The sequence below is a fragment of the Bradyrhizobium sp. ISRA464 genome, from assembly GCF_029910095.1.
Classification (GTDB): Bacteria; Pseudomonadota; Alphaproteobacteria; order Rhizobiales; family Xanthobacteraceae; genus Bradyrhizobium.
The window spans coordinates 2,151,239-2,171,330 of the sequence record NZ_CP094526.1 but is presented as its reverse complement, the minus strand read 5'-3'; the positions used below and the strand labels follow the sequence as shown (position 1 = coordinate 2,171,330).

At 65.8% G+C, this 20,092-nt stretch carries 15 protein-coding genes; 4 read left to right on the top strand and 11 right to left on the bottom strand.

Features of this window, described 5'->3' with window-relative positions; all coding sequences use genetic code 11:
- The first annotated feature begins 77 nt into the window (after positions 1-77).
- Positions 78-962 carry a 50S ribosomal protein L11 methyltransferase gene (locus MTX19_RS10170; protein WP_280983474.1) on the top strand — a complete coding sequence of 295 codons (885 nt, stop codon included), beginning with the start codon at positions 78-80 and terminating at the stop codon, positions 960-962.
- Positions 963-1,078: 116 nt separating this feature from the next.
- Positions 1,079-1,459 carry a hypothetical protein gene (locus MTX19_RS10165; RefSeq protein ID WP_280985951.1) on the top strand — a complete coding sequence of 127 codons (381 nt, stop codon included), beginning with the start codon at positions 1,079-1,081 and terminating at the stop codon, positions 1,457-1,459.
- A 7-nt stretch (positions 1,460-1,466) separates the two neighbouring features.
- On the opposite strand, the gene MTX19_RS10160 is transcribed toward MTX19_RS10165, so the two are convergent.
- Positions 1,467-1,655, bottom strand: coding sequence for a hypothetical protein (locus MTX19_RS10160; RefSeq protein WP_280983472.1), 189 nt, complete (start codon positions 1,653-1,655; stop codon positions 1,467-1,469).
- A 248-nt stretch (positions 1,656-1,903) separates the two neighbouring features.
- Between MTX19_RS10160 and MTX19_RS10155 the strand changes: the two genes are divergently transcribed.
- Both MTX19_RS10155 and MTX19_RS10150 read left to right on the top strand, forming a co-directional pair.
- Positions 1,904-3,733: an aminopeptidase P family protein gene (locus MTX19_RS10155; RefSeq protein ID WP_280983471.1), complete on the top strand. Its 1,830-nt coding sequence runs from the start codon at positions 1,904-1,906 to the stop codon at positions 3,731-3,733.
- 263 nt (positions 3,734-3,996) lie between these two features.
- On the top strand, positions 3,997-5,274 hold the full coding sequence (locus MTX19_RS10150; protein WP_280985950.1) for a multidrug effflux MFS transporter: 1,278 nt from the start codon (positions 3,997-3,999) through the stop codon (positions 5,272-5,274).
- Positions 5,275-5,431: 157 nt separating this feature from the next.
- On the opposite strand, the gene ligA is transcribed toward MTX19_RS10150, so the two are convergent.
- The 10 genes from ligA to murC form a co-directional block, all read right to left on the bottom strand.
- Positions 5,432-7,579 carry an NAD-dependent DNA ligase LigA gene (gene ligA / locus MTX19_RS10145; RefSeq protein ID WP_280985949.1) on the bottom strand — a complete coding sequence of 716 codons (2,148 nt, stop codon included), beginning with the start codon at positions 7,577-7,579 and terminating at the stop codon, positions 5,432-5,434.
- Positions 7,580-7,907: 328 nt separating this feature from the next.
- Positions 7,908-9,581: a DNA repair protein RecN gene (gene recN / locus MTX19_RS10135; RefSeq protein WP_280983469.1), complete on the bottom strand. Its 1,674-nt coding sequence runs from the start codon at positions 9,579-9,581 to the stop codon at positions 7,908-7,910.
- A gap of 13 nt (positions 9,582-9,594) precedes the next feature.
- Positions 9,595-10,500, bottom strand: coding sequence for an outer membrane protein assembly factor BamD (locus tag MTX19_RS10130; protein WP_280983468.1), 906 nt, complete (start codon positions 10,498-10,500; stop codon positions 9,595-9,597).
- Positions 10,501-10,753: 253 nt separating this feature from the next.
- Positions 10,754-11,716 (bottom strand): UDP-3-O-acyl-N-acetylglucosamine deacetylase, encoded by a 963-nt coding sequence (gene lpxC / locus MTX19_RS10125; RefSeq protein ID WP_280983467.1) that lies wholly within the window; start codon positions 11,714-11,716, stop codon positions 10,754-10,756.
- A 351-nt stretch (positions 11,717-12,067) separates the two neighbouring features.
- Positions 12,068-13,852, bottom strand: coding sequence for a cell division protein FtsZ (gene ftsZ / locus MTX19_RS10120; protein WP_280985948.1), 1,785 nt, complete (start codon positions 13,850-13,852; stop codon positions 12,068-12,070).
- 89 nt (positions 13,853-13,941) lie between these two features.
- Positions 13,942-15,264 carry a cell division protein FtsA gene (gene ftsA / locus MTX19_RS10115; RefSeq protein ID WP_280976325.1) on the bottom strand — a complete coding sequence of 441 codons (1,323 nt, stop codon included), beginning with the start codon at positions 15,262-15,264 and terminating at the stop codon, positions 13,942-13,944.
- Positions 15,261-16,268, bottom strand: coding sequence for a cell division protein FtsQ/DivIB (locus MTX19_RS10110; RefSeq protein WP_280983465.1), 1,008 nt, complete (start codon positions 16,266-16,268; stop codon positions 15,261-15,263). The genes ftsA and MTX19_RS10110 overlap by 4 nt, the downstream gene beginning before the upstream one ends.
- 327 nt (positions 16,269-16,595) lie before the next feature.
- Complete coding sequence (locus tag MTX19_RS10105; RefSeq protein ID WP_280983464.1) at positions 16,596-17,582, bottom strand: D-alanine--D-alanine ligase; 987 nt, start codon at positions 17,580-17,582, stop codon at positions 16,596-16,598.
- Positions 17,582-18,505 carry a UDP-N-acetylmuramate dehydrogenase gene (gene murB, locus MTX19_RS10100; protein ID WP_280983463.1) on the bottom strand — a complete coding sequence of 308 codons (924 nt, stop codon included), beginning with the start codon at positions 18,503-18,505 and terminating at the stop codon, positions 17,582-17,584. The genes MTX19_RS10105 and murB overlap by 1 nt, the downstream gene beginning before the upstream one ends.
- Before the next feature lie 174 nt (positions 18,506-18,679).
- Complete coding sequence (gene murC / locus MTX19_RS10090; RefSeq protein ID WP_280983462.1) at positions 18,680-20,083, bottom strand: UDP-N-acetylmuramate--L-alanine ligase; 1,404 nt, start codon at positions 20,081-20,083, stop codon at positions 18,680-18,682.
- Positions 20,084-20,092: the final 9 nt, after the last annotated feature.

Below are 20,092 nucleotides of genomic sequence, written 5' to 3'. Positions count from 1 at the left end.
CGGCACGTGTAGAATCACGTGATAATCGAATGAAATCAAAGTTGAAATTTTAGCAAAAACCGCGCTACCGGCATTCGATGACCCCCTCCACGCACCGCGCCAGTGTCACCCTTCCCGATGAATCGACCGCAAAGCGCGTCGTCGACGCGCTTTCCGAAGTGTTTTTCGAGGATCAGGCCGCTTTCGCAGCATTCGAGCGGCCTGACGGACGCTGGGACGTCACGGTCCATTTTGCCGACGCGCCGGACGAGACGTTGTTGCGCGAGCTGGTCGGGCAGGCTGCGCGACAGGATGTCGCAGTTGCCATGACATTCGACACCGTGGAGGCGAAGGACTGGGTGAAGGCCAGCCTTGAGGATCTCGTTCCGGTTCCGGCCGGCCGCTTCGTCGTCCACGGCCAGCATGACCGGACAAAGATACCGCCGAACAAGCTCGGCATCGAGATCGAGGCGGCGCTTGCCTTCGGCACTGGCCACCACGGCACCACGCGCGGCTGCCTGCTGCTGCTCGACCACGTGCTGAAAGCGTATCAGCCACGCCGCGTGCTCGATCTCGGCACGGGGACCGGGGTGCTGGCGATCGCCGCCGCCAAGGCGCTGCACGGCCGGGTGCTGGCGAGCGATATCGATCCGCCGTCGGTGCGAGTGGCCGAGGAGAACGCCCGGCTCAACGAGGCGGGACACCTGGTGGACGTGATCCAGGCCACCGGCTTTGCTGCGCCGCGGTTCGCCGAGGATGGGCCGTTCGATCTCGTGCTCGCCAACATCCTCGCCAATCCGCTCAGGCAACTGGCCGGGCCGATGGCGCGGCACCTCGCCTCGTCGGCGCAGGTCATCCTCTCCGGCCTGTTGACCCACCAAGCGCCGGCCGTCATCGCCGCCTACCGCGCGCGCGGGCTGGTGCCGCTGCGCCATCTCAAGATCGAGGGCTGGAGCAGCCTTCTGCTGCGCGCCGTGCAATGACGGCACCGGGCAGACAGTGCGGCGACTGCACGCTCTGCTGCAAGGTGATGGCGATCGAGGAACTGGCCAAGCCCGTCAACGCGTGGTGCGCGCATTGCAGGCCGGGGCATGGATGCATGATCTACGCAAATCGGCCGGCGGAGTGCCGCACCTTCGCCTGCGTCTGGCTCGTCAATGAGCTCCTGGAGGAGCACTGGAAGCCGAGCAAATCAAAGCTGGTCCTGACGACGTCGGAAGACGGCCTCGAGGTCCGTTGCGATCCCGGCTTCCCCGATGCCTGGCGCAAGGAGCCATTCCGGAGCGAGTTGCGGGAATGGGCCGTGTCCGGCGAAGCGCCCGACATGACCGTCGTCGTGATCGTGGGTCAGCGGATGACGCTGGTGACATCAGAGCACGAGTTCGATCTCGGCATCGTCGGCCCGGATGAGCGGATCGAACTCGAAGGCACCAAGGTCGTCAACGCGACCGTGGTGAAGGCGTCCGACCTCGAACAGTAGTTGCCGATTATTCGGACGGCGCGGAATCGCGGCGAGCGATCGTCTCGGCCTTGTCCTGCTTCAGCGTGCACCTGACGCGCGCCTCGACGATGCGGTCCAGGATCTGGACGATGACGCCACGTTGCTTCTGTTCGACGGGGGCAACCGGGCCACTGTGGACCGGCGGGGTAATCTTCTCAAACGTGAACGCAGGCACGGTGCATCTCCTCGCCGTCGAGTTGAGACACTCCTGGACACTCCCGGTATTTTTGACGGACGACTTGCCCGGGAAACCGTTCCGTCTTTTCTAATGGCGATGCCACGATTCAAGCATAAGTTATGCCAAATTGTGGACATGCCTGGCCGCGTTGCGGAGCGGTCCAGGTGAACTTAGAGCATGACCGGCAGGCGCGGAAAGCGGTTTTCCCAACGTACCATGCTCGATCCAAAGAGAGTGCGAAGGCGATGTTCGAGGCTCATTTCCAGACGTTCGAAGAACCCGAAAGCGGCGTGGCGCTGACCGCCCGGCTGGGCGCCTTCCGCGAGGAGCTGGCGCGGCGCAAGCTGACGGGCTTCGTGATCCCCCGCGCCGACCAGCAGCAGAACGAATATGTCGCCCCGTCCGAGGAGCGGCTGGCCTGGCTGACCGGCTTCACCGGATCGGCGGGGCTCGCGGTCGTGCTGGCCAGGCAGGCCGCTTTGTTCGTCGACGGCCGCTACACCCTGCAGGCCGGCAAGCAGGTCGACCGCAAGGCCTGGGACATCGAGCCGCTGGTTGATCCGCCGCCGGAGCACTGGGTGACCCGGCATCTCGCCGCCGGCGACCGCCTCGGATTCGACCCGTGGCTGCACACATCGGCAGCAGCCGAACGGCTGGCGGCCGCCTGTGCCAAGGCCGGCGCGGAACTGGTCGCGGTCGACAGCAATCCCGTCGATTCGATCTGGCACGAACGGCCGGCGCCGCCGCTCGGTCCGGTTTCGATCCACGGTCCGCAATTCTCGGGCGAGATCGAGGCGGAGAAGCTCAAGCGCATCCGGATCGAGATCGACAAGCTCGGCGTCGATGCGCTGGTGCTCTCCGACAGCCACGCCGTGGCCTGGACCTTCAACATCCGCGGCGCCGACGTCTCGCACACGCCGCTGCCGCTGTCCTACGCGCTGGTGCCGAAGGAGGGCCGGCCGCTGGTGTTCATCGATCACCGCAAGCTGTCCAACTTGACGCGCGACCATCTCGAGCAATCCGCCGACGTCGAGGAGCCGGCGGCGCTGACGGCGAAGCTCACCGAGCTCGCCAAACGCGGCGCCTCGATCGCGCTCGATAGCGCGACCGCCGCCGACGCCTTGAGCCGGCTGATCGCGGGTGCCGGCGGCAAGCCGGTGCGCGGCAACGACCCGGTCAGCGCTTTGAAGGCGGTCAAGAACATGACCGAGATCGAGGGCACGCGCACCGCGCATCAGCGCGACGCCGTTGCATTGACGCGCTTCCTCGCCTGGATCGACCGCGAGGCCCCCTCGGGCGGGCTGACCGAGATCGACACCGTCGAGGCGCTGGAGACGTTCCGCCGCCAGACTGCGGCACTGAAGGACGTCTCGTTCCCGACCATCGCCGGCACCGGGCCGAACGGCGCCATCGTGCATTACCGCGTCACGCGCAAGAGCAACCGCCGGATCGAGCCCGGCGACCTGCTGCTGATCGATTCCGGGGCACAGTATGAGGACGGCACCACCGACGTCACCCGCACCATTGCGATCGGCCAGCCGACCGGCGAGATGCGCGACCGTTTCACCCGCGTGCTGCGCGGTCATATCGCGATCGCCCGCGCGATCTTTCCCGACGGCACCACCGGTGCGCAGCTCGACACCCTGGCGCGGCAATATCTGTGGCAGGCCGGCGTCGATTTCGAGCACGGCACCGGCCACGGCGTCGGCAGCTATCTCAGCGTGCACGAAGGGCCGGCGCGGATCTCCAAGCTCGGCACCACGCCGCTGAAGCGCGGCATGATCCTGTCCAACGAGCCCGGCTACTACAAGACCGACGCCTACGGCATCCGGATCGAGAACCTCGAGCTCGTGATCGGCACCGACATCAAGGGCGCGGAGAAGCCGGTCAACGCGTTCGAGACGCTGACGCTGGCGCCGATCGACCGCCGCCTGATCGAGGTGAGCATGCTGAGCGAGGACGAACTGACGTGGCTCAACGACTACCATGCCCGCGTCAATCGCGTGGTGCGCCCGCATCTCGACGACAACGCCACGAAACTGTGGCTCGATGAGGCGACGGCGGCACTGAGGTAGACGCACGTCCAAGTATCGACACACACCGGTGTCATCCCCCGCGCATGCGGGGGATCCAGGACGCCGCGGCCTCTCCTTCTCATACTGATGTCTCTGGAATACTGGTTCCCCCGCATTCGCAGGGGACGACAACGATGTTTGTTGCCACGGGGCGAAACGCCACCGACGCGCCTCCCGGAATCGGCATGGGCGTATGCCGAAACACACGTATTCCGCGCGCACGAGAACGCTACAGTCGATTCACAATGCTGGATCGGACCTGAATGCACGGCGTGATGGGCAAGCCGCCCGGCGCGGCCACGGACAACATCGCGACATCGAAGGTCATGCTGCTGATGCTCGTCGTCATGACGGGCGTGGCGCCGATCTCGCTCTACATGCTGGTTCCGGCGCTGCCGGTGCTGGCGACGACGTTCAGCCGCGACATCTCGATCGCGCAGATGACGGTGTCGCTCTACATGGTCGGCATCGCCCTCTCGCAGCTCATCATGGGACCGCTGTCCGACAAGTTCGGCCGGCGGCCGGTGCTGCTTGCCGGCCTCGGCCTGATGGTGGCAGCGGGCATCGGCTCGGTGTTCGCCGAAAACCTGCCGCAACTGATCGCCGCGCGTTTCTTCCAGGCGCTCGGCGGCGCCAGCGGCATGGTGATCAGCCGCGCCATCATCCGCGATCTCTATCCGCGCGAGCGTGTCGGCGCGATGATCAGCCTCGTGGTCGCCGCGCTGATGATCGCGCAGATGGTGAGCCCGCTGACTGGCGGCCTCCTGGAAACCGCGTTCGGCTGGCGCGCGATCCTTTATTTGATCACGGCAGCATCGCTCACGATCACGATCTTCATCGCGCTGGCCTTGCCGGAAACCCGTCGCGATCGCGCCGAGAGCTCCAGCTTTCGCGGCGATCTCGGCAAGCTGATGCGCAGTCGCGCCTTCGTCGGCTACATGCTGTGCCAGGTGCTTGCCTCGCAGATCATCTTCGCCTTCGCCGGCGGCGGCCCCTATATCGTGGTGATGCAGATGGGCCGCACCAGTGCCGAATATGGCGCGTGGTTCGCGACAACAGGCTTCGCCTACCTCGTCGGCAACCTGTTGTGCGTGCGCTTCGCGCCGCGCCATTCGCTGGAGAAGCTGATCTGGTTCGGCCTCGTGCTGCAGGTCGGCGGCAGCCTGCTGAACCTGATCTGGAGCTTGACCGGGGTGAACCAGGCGCCGCTCTGGCTGTTCGGCACCCAGATGATCGTGATGGTCGCCAATGCCTTCGTGATGGCCAATTCCGCCGCCGGCGCGATCAGCATCCGCCCCGAGGCCGCTGGCACCGCCTCCGGCGCCATGGGCTTCCTGCAGCAGGGAATCGGCTCGCTGATTTCGCAATTCGGCGCCTATCTCGGCGGCCACACCACCACCACACTGCCGCTGACATCGGCGATCTTCGCGATCTCGCTCGCCTGCACATGCACCATGATCTTCATCGTGCCGCGGCGGAATGTCGTGGTCAGCGAACGGCGGATCGAGCAGGCGGAAGAGGAAGGAAGCGGAATGATGTAAGTGGCGTGCTCACGCCACGCCCTCACCTCGTCATCCCCCCGCGCATGCGGGGAATCCGGTACGCCGCGACCTATCCGCTAACCAATCACTGTCTCTGGAATACTGGGTCACCCGCATGCGCGGGTGACGACAACAGAGAATGCGGCGACGCCGCGCCTCACTCCCCGATCAGCTTCAGCCACTCGTCTTCGGTGAGCACCTTGACGCCGTGCTTCTGCGCTTCGGCGAGCTTCGAGCCGGCGCCGGGTCCCGCGACGACATAATCGGTCTTCTTCGACACCGAGCCGGCCGCCTTGGCCCCTAACCGCTCGGCCGTCGCCTTGGCCTCGTCACGCGTCATCTTCTCGAGCGAGCCGGTGAACACCACCGTCTTGCCGGCCACCGCCGAATTGCTCTTCGGCTTCTCGGCGTCGACGATCTCGTCCAGCTCCCCGGTCAGCCGTTCGACGATGCCGCGATTGTGGCTCTCGCCGAAATAGTCCGCGATGCTCTTGATCACGGTATCGCCGATCTGATCGAGCGCATCCATCTCGGCAATGGTCTCCTCGTCGCCCTTGGCGACCTTGAGGCAGGCCTCGTGAAACGCGTCCCACGAGCCGTAGCCGCGGGCCAGCGCCAGCGCCGTGGTCTCGCCGACATGGCGCATGCCGAGCGCGTAGATGAAGCGCTCCAGCCCGATCCTGCGGCGGCTGTCGATCGCGGCGAACAAATTGCGTACCGAGGTTTCGCCGTAGCCCTCGATCTGCTCCAGCTTCAGCTTCGCATTGCGCTTGGGCAGCGTGAAGATGTCCGCGGGCTCCTTCACCCAGCCCTTGTCAAAGAAGTTTTGCAGCTGCTTCTCGCCGAGGCCGTCGATGTCGAAGGCGCGGCGGGAGACGAACAGCTTGAGATGCTCGATCTTCTGATAGGGACAGGCGAACTCGCCGGTGCAGCGGGCGCGCGAGCCTTCCTCGCCGGTCGCCGTCTCCTCGCGCACCACATCGGTGTGCAGCGGGCATGGACACTCCTTCGGGAAGTGGAATTCCCTGGCATTCTTCGGCCGCTTGTCGATCACGACATCGACGACCTGCGGGATCACGTCGCCGGCGCGCTGGACCACGACGGTGTCGCCGATCCTGATGTCGCGACCCTCGCGCAGCACCTCGCCCTTGTTGCCGATGCCCTTGATGTAGTCCTCGTTGTGCAGCGTGACGTTCTGCACGATCACGCCGCCGACGCCGACCGGCTCGAGCTTGCCGACCGGAGTGAACGAGCCGGTGCGGCCGACCTGGATCTCGATGTCGCGCAGCACCGTCATGGCACGCTCGGCCGGGAACTTGTGCGCGATCGCCCAGCGCGGCGTGCGCGACACGAAGCCGAGCCGCTCCTGCCAGTCGATGCGGTCGACCTTGTAGACGACGCCGTCGATATCGTAGTCGAGCTCGGCGCGCTGTTCCTCGATCTTGCGATGGAACGCGATCAGCTGCTCGACCGAGTGACACAGCTTGGCCAGCGGATTGGTCTTGAAGCCGCAGCGCTCGAACCAGTGGATCATGCCGGTCTGGGTATCCTCCGGCATCGCGCTCATCTGGCCCCAGGCATAGGCGAAGAAGCCGAGCGGGCGCGAGGCGGTGATGCCAGGATCCTTCTGCCGCAGCGAGCCGGCCGCCGAGTTGCGCGGATTGGCGAAGATGGTGTCGCCGGCGGCCTTCTGCCGCTCGTTGAGCGCCAGGAACGCCTTCTTGGTCATGTAGACCTCGCCGCGCACCTCGCAGATGTCGGGCACGTTGCGGCCCTTGAGCTGCTGCGGCACGTCCTCGAGAGTGCGGATATTGGCAGTGACATCCTCACCCTCCGCGCCGTCGCCGCGCGTCGCGGCGGTGACGAGCTCGCCGCCCTCGTAGCGCAGCGACATCGACAGACCGTCGATCTTCGGCTCGGCCGAGAAATCGATCTTGTCGTCCGGCAGCTTCAGGAAGCGCGCGATGCGCCCGACGAAGTCGACCACGTCAGCTTCCGCAAACGCATTGTCGAGCGACAGCATCGGCAGCGAATGGCGGACCTTCCTGAAGCGCCCGGACGGCGCCGCGCCAACCTTCTGCGAGGGCGACTCCGCGGTGACGAATTCGGGAAAGCGCTTTTCGATCGCGTTGTAGCGCTGCCGCAGCGCATCGTACTCGGCGTCGGTGATGCTGGGCGCATCCTCCTGGTAATAGCGCTTGTCATGGCCCTCGAGCTCGAGCGCCAGCCGCGTCAGCTCGACTCTGGCCTGGGCCTTGGTGAGCTTCTCGACGTCGGGAGGAGCGGTCTTCTTTGCTTTCGCCATAACGTAGTATCTACCAACACCGAACCAAGGCGGTCCCCGGCTTCACATCCAGATACAATATCACACGGCTCGTTTGGTTCGAAATCTGCGACGACCCGATCTCCGCGATATCACGCGAGAAGGAGCTCGGGAAACGCAGGTGGAGCTGGAAGACACAACTGATCGAAGCGACGAATCCACAATGGAATGACTTGTACGAGTCGATCTGCATCCAAGGTCGTCATTCCGGGGCATCGCGCAGCGATGAACCGGGAATCTCGTGATACTCAGGTGCGCATGTGCGCACCTGAGTTCGATGCTTCGCATCGCCCCGGAACGACGGCGAGGTTTAAGCCGTCGCCGCCCGGAGCAGGCGTTCCGCGGCCGCGCGGGCCTCGGCCGTGATCTCGGCGCCGGCCAGCATGCGCGCGATCTCCTCGCGGCGGTGGTCGGCGGCGAGCGCGTTGACGCGGGTGGCGACGCGCTTGCCCTTGTCGAGCGCATCCTTGGAGATCAGAAGATGCTGGCTGGCGCGGGCCGCGACCTGCGGCGCGTGGGTCACCGCCATCACCTGCACCTTGCCGGCAAGGCGCGACAGCCGCGAGCCGATCGCGTCCGCCACCGCGCCGCCGACCCCGGTGTCGATTTCGTCGAACACCAGCGTCGGCGCCGAACCGCGATCGGCGAGCACGACCTTGAGCGCGAGCAGGAAGCGCGACAGCTCGCCGCCGGAGGCGACCTTCATCATCGGTCCCGGCTTGGTCCCCGGATTGGTCTGGACCCAGAACTCGACGCGGTCGATGCCTTGCGGGCCCGGCGAGGCGGCATTGGTCCCGACCTGCGTCATGAATTTTGCGCGCTCGAGCTTGAGCGGCGCGAGCTCGGCATTGACGGCCTTGTTGAGCTTCTCGGCCGCCTTGGTGCGCGAAGCCGACAGTTTTGCCGCAGCCGCGGCGTAGCGCTTGTCGGCTTCGCCGGCGGCCGCCTCCAGCTTCTTGAGCTGGTCGGCGCCGGCATCGATCAGCGCGACGTCGTTGGCGTATTGCGTGGCCAGCGCGGCCAGCAAATCGACCGGCGTCGAATATTTGCGCGAGGCCGCGCGCAGCGCGAACAACCGCTCCTCGATGCGCTCGAGCTCGGCCGGATCGAAATCGGTCGCGGCCAGCGCGGCATTGAGATGCTGGTCGGCCTCCTCCAGCGCGTTGATCGCAACATCAATCGCCTTCACCGCGGGCTCGATGAGGTCGGGCGCATTGGCGGCACGCCGCTCCAGCCGCCGCACCGCGGCCGACAGGGCCGGCACGGGCGAATGCGCGCCGCCGATCGCCTCCTGCGCCTCGCGCAGGTCGGTCGCAATCTTCTCGCCCTGCATCATGGTGGTGCGGCGGTTGGCGAGCTCGGTCTCCTCGCCCTCCTTCGGCGCCAGCGTCTTCAGCTCCTGGGAGGCGTGGCGCAGATAATCCGCCTCGCGCGCGGCGCGCTCCATGCCGGCGCGATGTTCCTCGAGCGCCGTATTGGCGGTGCGCCGGGCATCCCACAACGCTTCCAGCCCCGTGACCTCCTTCTCGAGCCCGGCGAAGGCATCGAGCAGCTGGCGATGGGTGGAGGCGTCGACCAGCGCGCGCTCGTCATGCTGGCCGTGGATCTCGACCAGAACGGCGCCGACCGCCTTCAGGGTCTGCACGCTGATCGCCTGGTCGTTGATGAAGGCGCGGGTTCGGCCGTCGGCGAGCTGCACACGGCGCAGGATCATCTCGCCGGTGTCGTCGAGGCCGTTCTCGGCCAGGATCCTGGCCGCCGGATGCCCCTTCGGGACATCGAACATGGCGGTGACCTGTCCCTGCTCCGCGCCGTGGCGCACGAGGGTGGCGTCGCCGCGGCCGCCAAGCGCCAGCGCAAAAGCATCGAGCAGGATGGATTTACCCGCGCCGGTTTCGCCGGTCAGCACCGCGAGGCCACGGGAGAATTCGATATCGAGCCGTTCGATCAGGACGATGTCACGGATCGACAGACGCGCCAGCATGCGAGGACAATTCCTAGCCGAGGCCTATCTTCTTGAAGGTCCGGCTGATCCAGGACCCCTGATTCTCGCTCGGCTCGAGACCGCCGGACTTTACTAGATTGTAGGCGTCCTTGTACCAGCGGCTGTCCGGAAAATTGTGGCCGAGCACGGCGGCGGCGGTCTGCGCTTCGCCCGCGATGCCGATCGCCATATAGGCCTCGGTGAGCCGGTAGAGCGCCTCTTCGACATGGCGGGTGGTCTGGTACTGCGTCACCACCGTCTTGAAGCGGTTGATCGCGGCGGTGAAGTCGCGCTTCTCCATGTAGTAGCGGCCGACCGCCATTTCCTTGCCGGCGAGCTGGTCGCGCGCAGCCTGAAGTTTAGTCTTGGCCGAGGTGGCGTATTCCGAGGTCGGATACTTGCGCACCACCTCTTCCAGCGCCGCGATCGCCTTCTCGGTGCGGCCCTGGTCGCGGGAGATGTCCGGGATCTGATCATAATGCGATGCGGCGATCAGGTACTGGGCGTAGGCCGCGTCCGGGCTGCCCGGGTGCAGCGTGACGTAGCGGGTCGCAGAACCGATGCAGCTGTCGTAGTCGCCGGCCTGATAGTAGGAGTAGGCCGACATCAGGAGCGACTTGCGCGCCCACTCCGAGTAGGGATGCTGCCGGTCGACTTCCTCGAACTTCTTCGAGGCGGCCTTCAGATCCTTCTTCTCGTTCATCATGTACAAGCCCTCATTGTAGAGCTTGTCCGCGGGCTCATCGACGAACGTGTCGTCCTTGGCCATGAACTTGTCCCACAGCGCGCCCGTGCCGCAGCCGGCGAGCGGCAACGCCAGCACGACCAGGCCCGCCGCGAAACGCAGCGCGCGGGCGGCCCGCTTCAGGCCGGAGACGTCAGATGAATTGGGTTCGAGCGTCATACGCTTTGCCGACATGAAATATAGAACCTGACGCCTTTGATTGCGGTTAACGGCGAAGCCCACTTCATCCATGGACCGCGATCATGGACGCAATATACCCTCGACCATTGGCGCCGTGTCGTGCAGCCGCAGGCATTGTTTAGCCAAAAACTGGCCCCTCGACCAACCGGATACGCAGCCATTCCGCCCGGAATAAGGCGACTGGACACGCCCGCGACCCACTGTGGACACTACGGAAATTGGGGACGAAGGACGCCGGCCGCGGCGATCAGGACACGTCCGGGCCGTAGGCCGGGGCGATCAAGCCACCCACCGTGCCGGCACCGGCCTCGACGTGGCTGCGGGACGGCCGCCGCGCGGTCTCCGCTTCGACCACCCGCCAGCCGCTGCGGTCGGCGAGAAGCGCCGTGAGCACCGCGTGGTTGAGCTTGTGACCGCCGCGCTTCGAACGATAGATGCCGAGCAGCGGCAGGCCGGCCAGCGCGAGATCACCGATGACGTCCAAAACCTTGTGACGGACGCATTCGTCGCCGTAGCGCAGCCCCTCGGGGTTGAGCAGGCGGGTTTCGTCGAACACCACCGTATTCTCGAAGGATGCGCCAAGCGCGAAGCCTGCGCTCCAGAGCCGGGCCGTGTCAGCCACGCAGCCGAAGGTCCTGGCGCGCGACACGTCGCGGCGGAAGCCTTCCGGCGAAAGATCGAAGGAGAGGCTCTGGCGGCCGATCACCGAGTTGGCGAAATCGATCTCGACCTCGGCACGGAACCCGCCGGCAAACGGACGTAGCTCGCCGACCGATTCGCCGATCTTGACCTGCACCGGCTTCAACACCTGGATGAAGCGGCGCACGGCGGGCTGGGCGACGATGCCGGCCTGATCGATCGCTGCGACGAAAGCCGCGGCGCTGCCGTCCATGATCGGTACTTCGGGACCGTCGATCTCGATAACGGCGTTGTCGACCCCCATGCCGCGCAGCGCGGCAAGCACATGCTCGGCGGTGGAAACCAGCGGCCCTTCGCGGTCACCGAGCACCGTCGCAAATTCGGTCGCGATCACGGCATCGGCATTGGCCAGAATTTCGCGGTCGGCACCTTCAAGTCCGGTGCGGACGAAAATGAAACCCGCATCGACGGGCGCAGGACCCAAAGTCAGATTAACAGCTTGACCGGAGTGAACGCCGACGCCCGTCACGGTGGCTTGCGACCGAAGCGTCGTTTGGCGACTGAATTTCATTCGATAATGCCCACTACCCGACTTTCACTCAAATCAAGTGGCCCACTTTCCCCAAGGCCGACTCGCTTGAGCTCCCCAAGTCACGGCAGACCATAGTCACAGCCCCAAACCGCGCCAACTCACGCTTCTTTACCGATTGTTACCCCATCTCCGCCGCATTCACGCCCAAGGTTAACCAAATTGCGGCAGCGACAAGAGCCCTCCGGGATAGGCCATCTGACCACCGAAAGGATAATTAATCATTTAATTTCAGTTGCTTGGTCACCGGATTGCGACCCGATATCCGCTTAAACACGAAGGCCCCGGCGGTTCCCGCCGGGGCCTCTCTGGTCGCCAAGATTGTAACAACCTTCAGTTTGCCTGCCGGCGCAGGAAGGCCGGGATATCAAGATGGTCGTCGCCCTGTGGCGCCGGCGCAACAGGTGCCGGCCGTCCATGAGCGTCCAGCCCCTGCGGCGCGGGCCGCTTCGCATATTCAGATACCGGTGATTCGTTCGAGGCGATCTGCTGCGCAACGCTGCGGGCCGGCCGGCGCTCGGGCAGCGGCGGCATCGAGGGCATCGCCGGACCGGAGGAACGGGCCGCGATCGGCGGCTCGGTTTCTTCGTCGCGACGGCCGAGGCCGACATTGGCCAGGCGCTGCAGCAGCGACAGCCGGGTCTTCTGCGGATGTTCCTCCTCACCGCCGCCGTTGGCCTGGCGGATCTCGGCCTGCGCGGGCATCGGAAGATCCTCGAACTTCGGCATCCGCGGGGCACGGACCGGGGAACGCTCGGCGGCCTGCGGGATGAAGGTCTCGGGTGGCATCGGCTCGTGCTGCTCGACCTTGGCGACGTCGTGATCCGGGAACAGCGACGGCTTCTGGGCGATCGGGCGCACCGTGACGTCACCGTAGGACGCCGGCTGCATCGGCGCGTTGTCCGGGGCAACCGCGGCGGCGATCGCCGCGAGCGCGGCGCGCTCGACATTGCCGCCCTGACGCGGCTGGGCCGCGGCAGGCTGCGGCGCAGCAATCGGCGCAACGGTCACGCCGGTCGGCGGATCGAGCTTCTGCGCACGCTCGGCGAGCCGCTGATTGTCGGCGCGCAGGCGCGCGGTCAGGTCGGCCAGCCGGCTCTCCGGCGAGCCGTTGGACTGCTGCGCAGCGGGAGCCTGGGCGCGGGCGATCGCGGCCTGCTCGATGCCGGTCGCAACCACCGAGACGCGGATGACGCCGTCGAGCGACTCGTCAAAGGTGGCGCCGACGATGATGTTGGCATCGGGATCGACCTCCTCGCGGATGCGGGTGGCGGCTTCGTCGACCTCGAACAGGGTGAGGTCCTTGCCGCCGGTGATCGAGATCAGAAGGCCGCGGGCGCCCTTCATCGAGCTGTCATCGATCAGCGGGTTGGCGATCGCGGCTTCGGCGGCGGTCAGCGCGCGCTTCTCACCGGTGGCCTCGCCGGTGCCCATCATCGCCTTACCCATCTCGCGCATGACGGCGCGGACGTCGGCGAAGTCGAGGTTGATTAAACCTTCCTTGACCATCAGGTCGGTGATGCAGGCAACGCCCGAATAGAGCACCTGGTCGGCCATCGCGAAGGCGTCGGCGAAGGTGGTCTTCTCGTTGGCGACCCGGAACAGGTTCTGGTTCGGGATGATCAGGAGCGTGTCGACCACCTTGTGCAGCTCGGCAATGCCGGACTCGGCGGTGCGCATGCGGCGCTGGCCTTCGAAGTGGAACGGCTTGGTCACCACGCCGACCGTGAGGATGCCCATCTCGCGCGCGGCCTTGGCGATCACCGGTGCGGCGCCGGTGCCGGTGCCGCCGCCCATGCCGGCGGTGACGAACACCATGTTGGCGCCGGTGAGATGATCGCGCAGCTCGTCGATGACCTCCTGCGCGGCGGCGGCACCGACATCGGGCTGCGAACCGGCGCCGAGGCCCTGGGTGACCTGGGTGCCCATCTGGATGATGCGCTGCGCCTTCGACATGGTCAGCGCCTGCGCGTCGGTGTTGGCGACGACGAAGTCGACGCCCTGCAACCCGGCGGTGATCATGTTGTTGACGGCGTTACCGCCCGCGCCACCGACGCCGAAGACAGTGATCCGCGGTTTCAGCTCGCTGATGTCAGGGGGGGTCAGATTGAGTGCCATGGTTGCCTCTCTCAATTACGCGCGCGTGGGTTCGCCCCGGCCGGCGGCCGCGGGAGTTGGTGTAAATGCCTTAAGCCGGGATGCGGTCATCAGAAGCCCTCGCGAAGCCATCGTCCGACCTTTCCGAAGTAGCCGTAGCCGTCAGTCCCTGTCTTGAGCTGCCGCGTGCGCCGCGGTTCGACATGTTCAAGATGAGCGTATTGCGGATAGACCAGCAGGCCCGACGGCACCGAGAACGAGGCGCCCTTCGCCTCGCTCGGCAGCCGGCCGAAGCCGAGCGGGCGGCCGATGCGGACCTGCCGGTTCAGGATGCGGGTGGCAAGCTCGACGGTGCCGGTGAGTTGGGACGCGCCGCCGCTCAACACGACGCCCGCCCGCGGCTCAGCCGCAAAGGGGGAATCCGCGAGCCGGTCACGGACCATCTCAAAAATCTCCTCGGCGCGATGCCGGACTATGTTCGCGATCGTGGCGCGGGACACGATTTGCGGAGTCTCCCGATCATCGCCTGCAGTCGGAACGGACATCAGCTCACGCGAATCCGAGCCGCCGGTCAGCACCGTGCCGTATAAAGTCTTGATTCGCTCGGCATCCGCAATGCACGCTCCGATGCCGCGCGCAAGATCCATCGTGATGTGTTGCCCACCGAGCGCAAATCCGGATGCGTGCACGAAGCGTCCGCCGGAATAGGTCGCGATCGTCGTCGACCCCGCGCCCATCTCGACGACGGCTGCGCCGAGATCGAACTCGTCGTCCGTCAGGACCGAGAGCCCCGCGACATAGGGGCTCGCCGCCATGGCTTCGACATTGAGATGACACCGTTCGACCACGAGCATCAGATTCTTGGCGACCGTCGCGTCCGACGTGACAACATTCATGTCGACGCCGAACTGCCGCGCCACCATGCCGCGCGGATCGCGGATGCCCTTGACGCCGTCGAGCGCGTAGCCGACCGGCAGCGCATGCAGAACGGTGCGGCCGGCGGCGGTGGCGTGGCGCATGCCGGCCGAGGTGACGCGGCTGACATCGTCCGAGGTGACCGAGCCGCCGCGGATATCGGCAGCGGCTTCAACGAGTTGACCATGCAGCCGGCCGCCGGACACCGACAGCAGGACGGATTCGACCCGGACCTTGGCCATGCGCTCGGCCAGCGCCACGGCATGGCGCACCGACTTCTCGCATTCGGCCAGATCGACCACGGCGCCGGCCTTGACGCCGCGCGACTGGATCTGGCTGTAGCCGATCAATTCCACCGCGTGGCTGCGGCCGCGCAGCGCCTCGCTCGGCGGCGAAGGCTTCAGCCGCGCGATCATGCAGGCGATCTTGCTGGAGCCGACGTCGAGCGACGCCACCAGCGCCGTGCGCTTCTGCATCGGACGGGTCTTCGGGGTCAGGTTGCGGTCGAGGCCGGTCATGCGGAGTCACCGGCTTTCTTCTTGGACTTCTTGTCCTTGAACAGCTCTTCGCGCGCCTTGGCGGCGTCGTCGGACAATTGCACGACCAGGCGATCCGGCAGGCGCATGTCGACCGCGACGATGTCGCGCGAGAACAGCTTCTCGTCCTTGTCGAGTTTGGAGAGCGCGGCCAGCGCGTTGCCGACGTCGTTCTCGGGCAGGCGGATATCGAGGCCGTCCTTGAGGCGCAGGTTCCAGCGCCGCTCGCCGACATAGATCGCAGCCTTCGTCACCGAACGCACCTGCGGATAACGGTCGAGCAGCGCGAGGAAGTCGTGGGCGTGGGTTTCGGCGCCCTTGCCCACTACCAGCGGCAATTTGAGGAAGCGGCGCGTGACGTAGGGCTCGAGCACCGCGCCATCAGAGGCAATGACGGCGAGCCTGCCGTTCTCCTGCCACAAGGCGAAGGCCGAGCGCTCGACGATGTCGATCTGCAGCCGGCCCGGATAAAGCTTGAGGATGGTGGCGTCGGCAATCCAGGGATTGGCCTTGAGCCGGTCGCGCACGGTTTCGGCGTCGAGGAACAGCAGCGAGGAGCGGCCGTTGATGCCGCCGATCGCGAGGACCTCGTCCTGGGTCAGCTGCTTGCGGCCGTTGATACCGACCGTGGTGATGCGGAAGCCCGCGGCATTGGCGAGCGCGTTGCGGGTGTCGTCCATGACAGCGACGAACTCGTCGACATGGCCGCCTTTGACGATGCCGAAACCGGCGCTGCCGAACAGGATCGCGAGCGTGGCGGCAAGGCCGAGACGGCGCGGCAGGTAGCGCTCGATGGTCTGGATGAAACGGTTCGGCGGCTCGCGATCGATCACCGGCTCCCTGGCGGGACGCTTGCGCTTGCGGCGGGCGAGATAGGCGCCGGCATGCTCGCACAGCAGCACCGCCGCTCCAATAGCGGCTGCCCTCAGGTCAGCTTGAGGCCCCAGCGATCGCACCGATCGAGCGAGGCGTCCTGCACCATCCATTGCACGAGCTCGTCACATGTTGTGCCCGCAAACCTTGCGGGTCCCGGCACAGGTGACGTCTCGGCGGTACCGGTGGGATAGAGTGACCCCCTGTTCCCTGGTTGCGTTCCTCGAAGCGGTATTCCGCGACAGCTCACGCCCCGGCAGCCAAGCGCTACATGCGCCGCCAGCGTTAACCTTCGGGCTTCCTGGTAAACAAACGGTAAATGCGGCCCGCCTGATGCGTGTTTTGATCAACGCTGTGAGTACTTTGCCGCGAACTCGTTAGCATTTTAGCAACAGGGCGGTTCCAGTCCGCCTCCGCGGGCCAGGTTCCCTTCCCCCCACCTACTTCCGGACGCGGCCCCGGGCGAGCTCGATCTGATCGTGCAGGAAGTCGGCAAAGCCGATACCCTGCGCCTTCAGGGCTTTCGGGTACAGCGATGCCGCGGTGAGCCCGGGGAGCGTGTTGGTCTCGAGGTAGACCGGCCCCCCGGCCGACACGATGAAATCGCTGCGCGAATAGCCGGAGCAGGATAGCGCGCGATGCGCCTTGAGCGCGTGATCCATGATCGCGGCGCTGACCTCGGGCGCGAAGCGGCCGGGGCAGATCTCCTGGGTCGACTTCAGGAGGTATTTGGCTGTGTAGTCGAAGCCGCCCTCCGCCGGCACGATCTCGATCGGCGGCAGCGCGAACACCGCGCCATCGGATCGTTCGAGCACGCCGCAGGTCGCCTCCACGCCCGAGACGAACGGCTCGATCAGATAGTCCTCGGTCTTCGCGGCATTGCGGACGGTGACGAGATCCTGTTGCGCGTTGACGAAGATCAGTCCGTAGCTCGATCCGTCCTTCACGGGCTTTGCGATCAGCTTGCCATGCTCGGCGAAGGCTTCATCGATATGTTCGAGGGCAATGCCCTGCGGCGCATTCACGCCCGCGATCGCGGCAAAGCGCTTGGCCGACACCTTGTCGAAGGCAAGATGCGACGAGGCCGAACCGGAGCCGGTGAAGGCGATGCCGCGCATCTCGCACATCGCCTGCAACTCGCCGTTCTCGGCGCGCCCCCCATGCAGGCCGAGCACCAGCACGCGCGCGTCCGCTGCAGCCTTGTCGAGCGCCTGCGCGAGGCTGATGCCGCGACCATCCGGCTTGAAATCGACCTCGAACGGCCGCGTGTGATTGAGCAGCTTTTCGGAGGTGACGGCGTGCACGGTGTCGTCGACATCCCAGAACCACAGATCGGCGTCGGGCAGCGCGCGGTGCAACGCCTGTGCGCTCGCCACCGAGACCAAGCGTTCCTTGTTGGTGCCGCCGAAGAGAATGGTCGCCCGCATCAGCTCTTTCCGATTCCGATCCGCTTGATTTCCCAATGTAGCTCGATTCCGCTGGTCTGCTTCACGCGCTCGCGCACCGTCTCGCCCAGGGTCTCGATGTCGTGCCCGGTGGCGTTGCCGGTGTTGATCAGGAAATTGCAGTGCATCTCCGAGACCTGCGCGCCGCCGACCTTGAGACCACGGCAGCCGGCGGCATCGATCAGCTTCCAGGCGCTGTTGCCAGGTGGATTCTTGAAGGTCGAGCCGCCGGTCTTTTCGCGGATCGGCTGCGCGGTCTCGCGGTGGGCCTGCACCTCGTTCATGCGCGCACGGATCGCGTCTGCATCCGTCATCGTCCCGCGGAAGCGCGCCGAAGTGAAGATCACGGAAGGATCGACCCCGCTGTTGCGATAGACGAACTTCATGTCGGCATTGCCGAAGACGTGCCTGGTGCCATCGCGGCCGATGCCGGCCGCCTCCACCAGCACGTCCTTGGTCTCGCCGCCATTGGCGCCGGCATTCATGCGCAGCGCACCGCCGATGGTGCCGGGAATGCCGAAGAAGAATTCCATGCCGCCGATACCTGCGGCAGCCGCCGTCTCCGCGACGCGCTTGTCGAGCGCCGCGGCGCCGGCGGTGACGATGTCGCCCGTCGCGCTGGTCTCGCCGAAGGCGCGCGGCGCGAGGCGGATCACCACGCCCGGCATGCCGCCGTCGCGCACGATCAAGTTGGAGCCGACACCGATGACATGGACCGGCAGCTCCTTCGGCAGGTTCGCGAGAAAGTGGGCGAGGTCATCCTCGTCCGCCGGCGTGAACAGCACCTGCGCCGGACCACCGACGCGAAACCAGGTCAGCTCGGCGAGCGACTGGTTGGCGAGCAGCCGCCCGCGCAGCTCCGGCATCGCGGCTTTCAGGTCGGGCGTGATGTCGGGGAAGGTCATGCACGCCCTCTCAATCCGTCAACACAACATCAAGCATTGGCCGCGCGCATCGAAGGTTCGGACGATCGTTGCAGCGAACCCGAATTGGGACGATCTCTTCGACACGATAGTGCAATAAAGACGTGGATGGCCGGGACAAGCCCGGCCATGACGTGGTTGTAGAAGTGACTCCCATCACCCCAGCGCCTTCAATTCATCGGGCAGCGCGTAGGCCCATTGCGTGATGTTGCCGGCACCGAGGCAGACGACAAGGTCGCCGGACTTGGCGAGACCGTGGACGATCTTCGCGAGCTCACCGGCGTCAGGGAGCGGGATCACGTTGCGATGGCCGTGGGCACGCAGGCCGGCGGCGAAATGGTCGCGGTCGATGCCGGGGATCGGCGCCTCGCCCGCCGGATAGACCTCCGCGACCACGACCGTATCGGCGTCGTTGAAGCAGGTACAGAACTCCTCGAACAGCGACTGCAGGCGGGTGAAGCGATGCGGCTGCACCACCGCAATGATCTTGCCCTGGTAGGACTCGCGCGCCGCCTTGAGCACCGCCGCAATCTCGACCGGGTGATGGCCGTAATCGTCGATCACGGTGACGCCGTTCCATTCGCCGGTCTTGGTAAAGCGCCGTTTCACGCCGCCGAAACCCGCCATGGCCTTGCGGATAACGTCGTCGGACACGCCGAGCTGATGCGCGACTGCGATCGCGGCCGTGGCATTCGAGGCGTTGTGACGCCCCGGCATCGGCAAGACGATGTCGGCAATCTCGTGCGTCGCGCCTGCGTTGCGATCGCGGATCGCGACTGTGAATTTGGAGCCGCCGCCCATCGGCGTGAGATCCATCAGCCGCGCATCGGCCTGCGGGTTGTGGCCATAGGTGATGATGCGGCGATCCTCGATCTTGCCGACGAGACTCTGCACCACGGGATGATCGGTGCACATCACGGCAAAGCCGTAGAACGGCACGTTCTCGACGAAGTTGCGGAACGCGTCCTGGATCGCCTCAAAGGTCTTGAAGTGGTCGAGATGCTCGGGGTCGATATTGGTGACGATGACGACGTCGGACGGCAGCTTCAGGAAGGTGCCGTCGCTCTCGTCGGCCTCGACGACCATCCATTCGCCGGCCCCTAACCGCGCATTCGAGCCATAGGCATTGATGATACCGCCATTGACCACGGTCGGATCGAGCCCGCCGGCGTCGAGCAATGTCGCCACCATCGTGGTCGTCGTCGTCTTGCCATGGGTGCCGGCGATTGCGACGCAGCTCTTCAGCCGCATCAATTCCGCCAGCATCTCGGCGCGGCGCACCACGGGAATGTGCAGCGCGCGCGCCGCCATCAGCTCCGGATTGTCGCGCTTGATCGCGGTCGAGACTACGACCACATCGGCGCCGTCCACATTCTCGGCCGTGTGGCCGACCGAGACCTTCGCGCCCTTCTTGCGCAGCCTATCGAGGTTGTAATTGTCCGAGGCGTCCGAGCCCTGCACGGTATAGCCGAGATTGAGCAGCACCTCGGCAATGCCGCTCATGCCGATGCCGCCGATCCCGACGAAGTGAATGGGTCCGATCTCGCGCGGCAGTCTCATGGCAGGTCT